Annotated in this window: 6 protein-coding genes; 3 read left to right on the top strand and 3 right to left on the bottom strand. The window is 58.0% G+C overall.

From position 1 onward, the window contains the following. Nucleotides 1–175: 175 nt before the first annotated feature. From nth to NB063_RS02820, 3 genes are all read left to right on the top strand, one after another. Nucleotides 176–805, top strand: coding sequence for an endonuclease III (nth, locus tag NB063_RS02830; RefSeq protein WP_250927226.1), 630 nt, complete (start codon nucleotides 176–178; stop codon nucleotides 803–805). A 194-nt stretch (nucleotides 806–999) separates the two neighbouring features. After that, on the top strand, nucleotides 1,000–1,179 hold the full coding sequence (locus NB063_RS02825; protein ID WP_250927225.1) for a hypothetical protein: 180 nt from the start codon (nucleotides 1,000–1,002) through the stop codon (nucleotides 1,177–1,179). A gap of 141 nt (nucleotides 1,180–1,320) precedes the next feature. Beyond that, nucleotides 1,321–1,983, top strand: a complete 663-nt coding sequence (locus tag NB063_RS02820; RefSeq protein WP_250927224.1) for a hypothetical protein — start codon at nucleotides 1,321–1,323, stop codon at nucleotides 1,981–1,983. Between the two features lie 210 nt (nucleotides 1,984–2,193). Here the strand turns inward: NB063_RS02820 and NB063_RS02815 are convergent, their stop codons facing one another. The 3 genes from NB063_RS02815 to NB063_RS02805 all read right to left on the bottom strand — a co-directional run bounded on the left by NB063_RS02815 (nucleotide 2,194) and on the right by NB063_RS02805 (nucleotide 6,443). Next, nucleotides 2,194–3,378 carry an LptF/LptG family permease gene (locus tag NB063_RS02815; RefSeq protein WP_250927223.1) on the bottom strand — a complete coding sequence of 395 codons (1,185 nt, stop codon included), beginning with the start codon at nucleotides 3,376–3,378 and terminating at the stop codon, nucleotides 2,194–2,196. Nucleotides 3,379–4,227: 849 nt separating this feature from the next. Beyond that, a complete protein-coding gene (locus NB063_RS02810; RefSeq protein WP_250927222.1) occupies nucleotides 4,228–5,427 on the bottom strand; it encodes a cytochrome c family protein in 1,200 nt (399 codons plus the stop codon). Between the two features lie 446 nt (nucleotides 5,428–5,873). Beyond that, nucleotides 5,874–6,443, bottom strand: a complete 570-nt coding sequence (locus tag NB063_RS02805) for a hypothetical protein (protein ID WP_250927221.1) — start codon at nucleotides 6,441–6,443, stop codon at nucleotides 5,874–5,876. Nucleotides 6,444–6,498: the final 55 nt, after the last annotated feature.

Here is a 6,498-nt window from a genome sequence, read left to right as displayed (position 1 = left end):
GCCGTTCCGCTAAAAAGAGCACTAAAACAATCGACGTCCCAACGGCGATGCCCCACCACTTCTGGTGAGTCGAGCGGCGTCAGACGTGGGGCAACACGCCCGGCGATAGCGTCTTGATCGGCTCATACAGCACGGTCGCCAAACCGCCTCGGCAACATGAAAGCGAAACGAACCGGTGTTGAAAGCTGAACGCGCCGCCCTGGTTTTGCAGCGGCTCGATGAATTCTATCCCGACCCTCCGATCCCGCTGGATCATCGCGACGAGTTCACGCTGCTCGTCGCCGTGCTGCTGAGCGCCCAGTGCACGGATAAGAAAGTCAATGAGGTCACGCCGGCACTCTTTGAAGTCGCCGGCACGCCACAGCGAATGATGGAACTCGGCGAACCCGCGATCCTCGACCTCATCCGCCCCCTCGGACTGTCCAAGCAAAAAGCGAAAGCGCTCGCGGGGCTTTCGCAAATCTTGGTCGAAAAACACGACAGCGTCGTGCCTCAAACGTTCCCAGAGCTCGAAGCCCTACCGGGTGTCGGCCACAAAACCGCAAGCGTCGTGATGGCCCAAGCGTTTGGCTATCCCGCCTTCCCCGTCGACACGCACATCCATCGCCTGGCGCAGCGTTGGGGATTGTCGTCGGGCAAGAACGTCGTGCAGACCGAACTCGATCTCAAGCGGTTGTTTCCCGAATCGAGTTGGAACCGGCTGCACTTGCAGATCATCTTTTACGGTCGTGAACACTGCACCGCCCGCGGATGCGATGGCACGCGCTGCGGACTCTGCCGCGAACTGTTTCCCCGCCGCCGCTGAGCGGTCGAGTGGAAGAAACCTTAACCAATCACTGGTTGGCAACTTCTTCGTTTCGTGCTCGTCCCGCTCGACTGAACTGTCGCGTGAACACGGCTCGATGCGGTCGCGTGCGGCTTTTGGCATGCCACGTGCATCACTCTGAATTCAAATGGCCGACAACTCGTCCGCCAAACACACGATTTGGAGCAATCACGATGGACACAAAAGAAAAACCGGTGGGAGAGAAAATCCAAGATTCGATTCAGTCAAAAGATGAACCACTCGGCAAGAAATCTCCCGAAGCCCCCTTCGCCATCGTCGGACTGACTTATCCGCTGGTATTGACCGTGATGCTGGTCGCCATCGCGCTCTTCTATTACTTCGTCTTGCGGTAACCGCTGTCCACCGCACGCGATTCCGCCTGCATGCTTCGGCGGCGTGGTGCCCCACCGGCCAACCCGACCGCCTAGGCACCAATCACGATCGCCGGCATCCATCCGCATCGACGCGCCCCATCCCAACACACGAGCAACTCCATGAACCGACATCCCATCATTACCGCAATCACCTTTGGCTTCCTATGCACGACGGCGATATCCGTTTCTCACTTACGGGCTGACGACGGCCTCTTTGACCGCGGAGTTTCGACCGAGACCGGCGATGTCCTCGAGGGGCAGGCGGACCTTGCCACAGGTCTCGGTCGTGGCGCCCTTCTTCGATCGCTGTCCGCGGTGCAGTTGCAGCGAGCCTTGCAGTTGCGTCTGGAAAACCGCGAAGAAAGCTTGGAGCAATACTATGACCTTCGCAGTCGTCGGGGCGACAACATCGAACAGGACGCCAAAGCGAACGTCGAAACATACAAACGCGTGATGGAACGCTCGCGACACGACCGGTTGACCCAATCGCAAATCAATCATCAAACCGGCGAACTTTACTGGCCAAGACCACTCGACCACGAAGCACTCAAGCCGTTCCGAAAACCGATCGAAGAGTCGCTCGCGAAACGATCGAGCCCCGGCGAGACCTATGACCGGTTTGACTATCTCAAAGTCGCTAAGATGCTCGGCCTGATCACCGAAGCCGTCGAGTCAATCGAATCGGAACTCGAGCCGCGAGAGGTCGTTGCGCTGAAACAGTATCTCGAACAAATCGACTACGACGCCCGCTTTGATGCCAACGACGAGCGTGTTGATTTTTAGCGTTTCGCCACAGTTACCATTCGGTGTAAGACCGAACGCCTTGCGAACGCAGATCCAATCACCGCGACATCCTAATAGTAGCGGTACGGCGCGAGCCGTCCGGTGACACACAACCGAACGCCTCGCGCCGTTCCGCAAAATCTTTTCGCGGCAGCCCGCAATCCATTCGGTTTCGGCGACGGCGACTCTGTAACCGAACCAGCTGTTCGCTCAGACGTTCTGTACGGCCCGAAGCCGCACGAATGCGAGTGGGCAAACGACCAACAGCGGTAACCACGCGGCCATCGCGGGCGTCACCAACGTGCCGCTGCCACCAAGCGCACCGGCGAGGGTTTTTAATGCAAAAAATCCGAGCACCATCCCGACTGCCGATCCGATCATCACAAACAGCTTTCGACCGCGTGGATTGACCACCATCGGCAAAATCAACATCACCAAACCAAAGTCCAGCGGTGCCCGCACGATCCGTTCGTGAACCTGGGTCTGTAACGCCAAACTGCAATGCACCGCTGGGTTGCGAACCCGGCCGCTCAGCTCCCAGACCGATGCCAAACGGGTCGCGGTGTCTTGCGTTTGTAAGATATTGGGATGCACCGACGTGACCAGGAAACACTCACCTGGCGACAACCATGGTTGATCTGCCGAGGTTAGCAAGATCAGTTCATTGCCACGGCCAGCCGAGGCGATCCGGTCGATCCCCTCGGGACGTTTGACGTTTCGCAACCAATACCCGGCCGCGGGCGGCCCGGAGTCGTGGCCCTGAGCTAGTCCTGACCATGCTGCGTTGTCTTCTTCTGGCTCAACCCAGATCGCTTCTTCCGCGATCAGCATGTCGCCGAATCCTTCGTAATCGCTGTCGATCCGGAAGTTCGGTTTTTCGATCGTCAGAGCTTTGGTCTTGAGTCTCGCGCCCTCAATCAAGACGCCGGACAAGCGATCGAATGTCGGACGGACGGCTTGCTCGACTTCACCGTTGAGGTCTTCCGCTTTCATTGTCAAGGAACTGCGAAATTGCGGAATCACCAACTCACGGCTGAGCAATTGCCCGGTGATGATGACCAGGGAGGCGATCACCATCGGCCGAAAGATCCGCCCGTGTGAAACCCCCGCCGACAAGGTCGCCGTCAGCTCACCGGTCCGGCGGAGCCAACCCACGGTGAACAGAAACGCCATCAACGTGATGATCGCGCCGGTCATGTCAAATAACAGTATCAGGTACGGACCATAGAACCGCACCAGCACCCACACCAAACTGTCGCCAGAGCGGGTTTGATTGACGAGATCCTCAAAAGCCGTGAATGCGTGAAACACGATGAAGATCCCTGCCAGCGACAAGAAACACACCATCACCGTGCGCAAGAACAAGATCAGGATATAACGGTCGATCTTCGTCACGACGTGAAATTCAATAGCGTGGACGGAATGGCTGCTGGAAAGCGAAATGCGTCAATACCGTTGATTTCCGCCTCTCCGATGCATCAGGACCGGCCGGCGCGAGAAAACAACACGCTGTAGTTACCCCGCCAAGCCGCCATGCCGCAAGATCAGGTCGCCAGCCCCCAACCGCGAGCCGCGTCACGTAGCTCGGTCTCTCGGGACGTCGATTGGATTACTAAAGGATTTCAAAAGCAGCGGAACGGCGCGAGCCGTCCGGTGACTCGGGACCGGACGACTTGCGGACTGTTGAGTTAGTCGTTTCGCAAACATGAGTGAGCCGACAGCGCTAGCTGCGGGCGTCCAATGCGCGCATCGTAGCCGTAAGGCCCGCGGCTAGCGCCGACGGCTCACTAAATCAACAGCCCGCTTGCGCCGTTCCGCTAAAAAGAGCACTAAAGACTATCAATGTCCCCCGCAAACGAAGCTTACGTAAACGCTCGTTCGCGGATAGGGTGTGAATCTATTCGCCGGAGGCGAATCTATGTGGCCGTTTGCTCCGCAAACGACGCTTACGGGAACGCTCATTCGCGGAGCGAATGGCCACGTGGATAAGTTCACAACCTAGGAGCGAACGGCCACACTAATAGCTTCACAGCGCCCACGTTCAGAGCCTCGGGGACGTCGATTGAATTAACGTGGGATTTCACAAGTAGCGGAACGGCGCGAGCCGTCCGGTCCCGCGTTACCAAACGGCTCGCGCCGTTCCTCTACGCATTTTTAGCCACTGCCCGCGAACACTCTGGTTCGAAAGACCCAAAATTTCTGGCGAGATAACCTCTCGCTCAGCTCACAATGCGAGCGGTCCGACTATTTCCAGCGATCGCTTGGTGGAATGTACGCGTCCAGAGCGGCGAGTCCAGCCGGATCGGTTTCGGATGCGAATCGATACCCCAACGTCGCGATCACGTCGGCCGCGTGGATCAATTGGGCTTCATTGTTGAGCTTCAATTTCACGCCGCCGTAAATTGCCACAATCTCTTCGATGATCGGCGATGACACTTTTTGCGCAACACTCTCCAATCGTTTGGCGGCGCGGTCGGTGCGTTGTGCTGCGGTGATTCCGTACTTCGCCTTCTGAGTCGCCACAGACGTTGCCCGCAATCCGGCTTCCAGTTCTGCGATCATGCCCGAAACGAACATCAAACGCAGCCGGCCCAGCGAACTCGGATCATTCTGCCGCCCGTCGGTGCGGACAAAGTTATGACGGATCGTGCCTTGGCTCCAAGAAACGAATTCAAACTCCAAGCTGCCCGCAGAGTGCCCGCCGACATTGACGAGTTCCTCGTCGGCGGTCGTGTGGCAACGCAAACAACTCTGCGCAACCAAGTACACGTTGACCGAGTTTCGCATTCCCAATTCGATGCTGAGACGCAATCGTTCGCTGCGGTGCTGAGGACTCTCCATCGCCCGGGTCACATGTTCACCACCGTAATCGTGGTGAACGTCCAAGTAACGTGCGGCCGCACCGTGGCACGATTCACACGAGACACCTTCGATCGCATGGACGTTTCCGTTCGCGGCGTCGGCTTGTTGGGTGTAGTGGCAATTGACGCAGCGGCCGTCATGTTTGATCGAGCGGATACCCAGCTTGGCAGCGATCTCTTTGGCTTCGGGGCGTCGGTGCAGTTCGTCAAACGTCCGATGGTGCGGCGTCCCCCGCCACACCTTGACTTCGTTCTCGTGGCACTTCACACACGTTTCACTGCCGATAACGAGATGCGGATCGACGGGAGCCGCTGCGGCTCCGGCGGCGGATGTCGGTTGAGCGGCCACGGCGACCAACGTTTCGTTCGGTTCCGGCGTCACTTCTTGAGTCGGTTCGCCGATTTCGAGTGCCGGCGTTACTTCCAAAGACTCGTATCCACGCGATGCGTCTGGCACGGGGCGAATCCCGAGTGGTTCGATCGAGCCCGAATCCACCCAGGTGAGCAACAACATCGACATGATCATGCCGCTGATCACGGCGGAAGGCTGGAGATTGCGAGAGAGGGCAGTCTGCAAATCCATTAGAGTGAACCATCAAAAGCGTCAGAAACAAAGAGAATCTGTTAAACGCTAGGTCACGAAACGAAACGAGGCGGTTCAGACGGCCAAAAAACCGTCCGAACCGCCTCAATTGGCAGATTTGCCGCAGGTACCCCTGCGTGATATCACAAGCCGCCCGTCAATCACGCTCAGCGGCGATCAGTCCGCTTCGGGCGGGGAGGGGTGCAAAGCTCCATGGGAACCCCAACTTTTCGCTCGCGATTGCACGACGCGTCATAGCGGCAGGGCGCGAGCCCTCCGGTTCGATCCCCGCTAAACCCTGGGTAAAACAACGCAATCGTGTTTCATCAGCACATGACGTTGGGGGTGGGAGCGGACGGCTCGCTCCGTTCCGCTATCACTTTTATGGCGGCAAGCCAACGAGCCTCCGGCACACTCCCCCCCTCAAATCGAGGCCAGATACCGCCCTAGTTGAGCATCTCGTTAACCTGTGTCATCACGGCTGCCGAATCGATCTTGTCGGCGGCGAAATCGTGACGGGCAACGACTTGCGAATGGTTCACCAACACAACCGTGACGGCGGTTTGGTCATCCAGCTTGTAGCTCGCCGGGCCGTTGTCGGTGTCTTTGGCGACGACGATCGGAACATGCTTCGCGTCGGTTTTGTCCGCGATCGCCTTCGCCTGACTGGTCAAATCTTCCGACTCGCCACCGATCAACGTGACAAGACCCTTCAGCTGATCGTCGGCGTGTTTGGCAACCGTCGAGTCGAGTTCTTTGACGAACTTGGCAACCGCGCCGTCGGTCGAGCGGGTGAAAACCATCACCATCGGACGTTGACCGTACTTGCAGCGGTAACAAGTCGTCGCACCAGCTTCCACGCCATCGTCTTCAGCACCGGCGACCTTGGTCACCAAGAACATGCTGATGTTATCGCCGGCACAAAGTCCTTTCGAGGAATCCGAAGAATCGTCGGCAGTCACGGTGGAGGCGGTGAACAAGCAGAGAGCGGCGAGGGAAAACAGGATTCGAGTCATACTGGGCTTCTCCATGAAGCGGGGGGGGACAGAAAGGTTCAGAAAACGGACAGGC

The organism is Aporhodopirellula aestuarii, assembly GCF_023701485.1.
Classification (GTDB): Bacteria; Planctomycetota; Planctomycetia; order Pirellulales; family Pirellulaceae; genus Rhodopirellula; species Rhodopirellula aestuarii.
The sequence above is the reverse complement of the archived record's forward strand: the minus strand, read 5'-3'. Positions and strand labels throughout refer to the sequence as shown.

Bases quoted from the DNA above. Each gene is read 5' to 3' on its own strand.
- NB063_RS02825 (WP_250927225.1), top strand. From the start codon at position 1,000: ATGGACACAAAAGAAAAACCGGTGGGAGAGAAAATCCAAGATTCGATT.
- NB063_RS02820 (WP_250927224.1), top strand. From the start codon at position 1,321: ATGAACCGACATCCCATCATTACCGCAATCACCTTTGGCTTCCTATGC.
- NB063_RS02810 (WP_250927222.1), bottom strand. From the start codon at position 5,427: ATGGATTTGCAGACTGCCCTCTCTCGCAATCTCCAGCCTTCCGCCGTG.
- NB063_RS02805 (WP_250927221.1), bottom strand. From the start codon at position 6,443: ATGACTCGAATCCTGTTTTCCCTCGCCGCTCTCTGCTTGTTCACCGCC.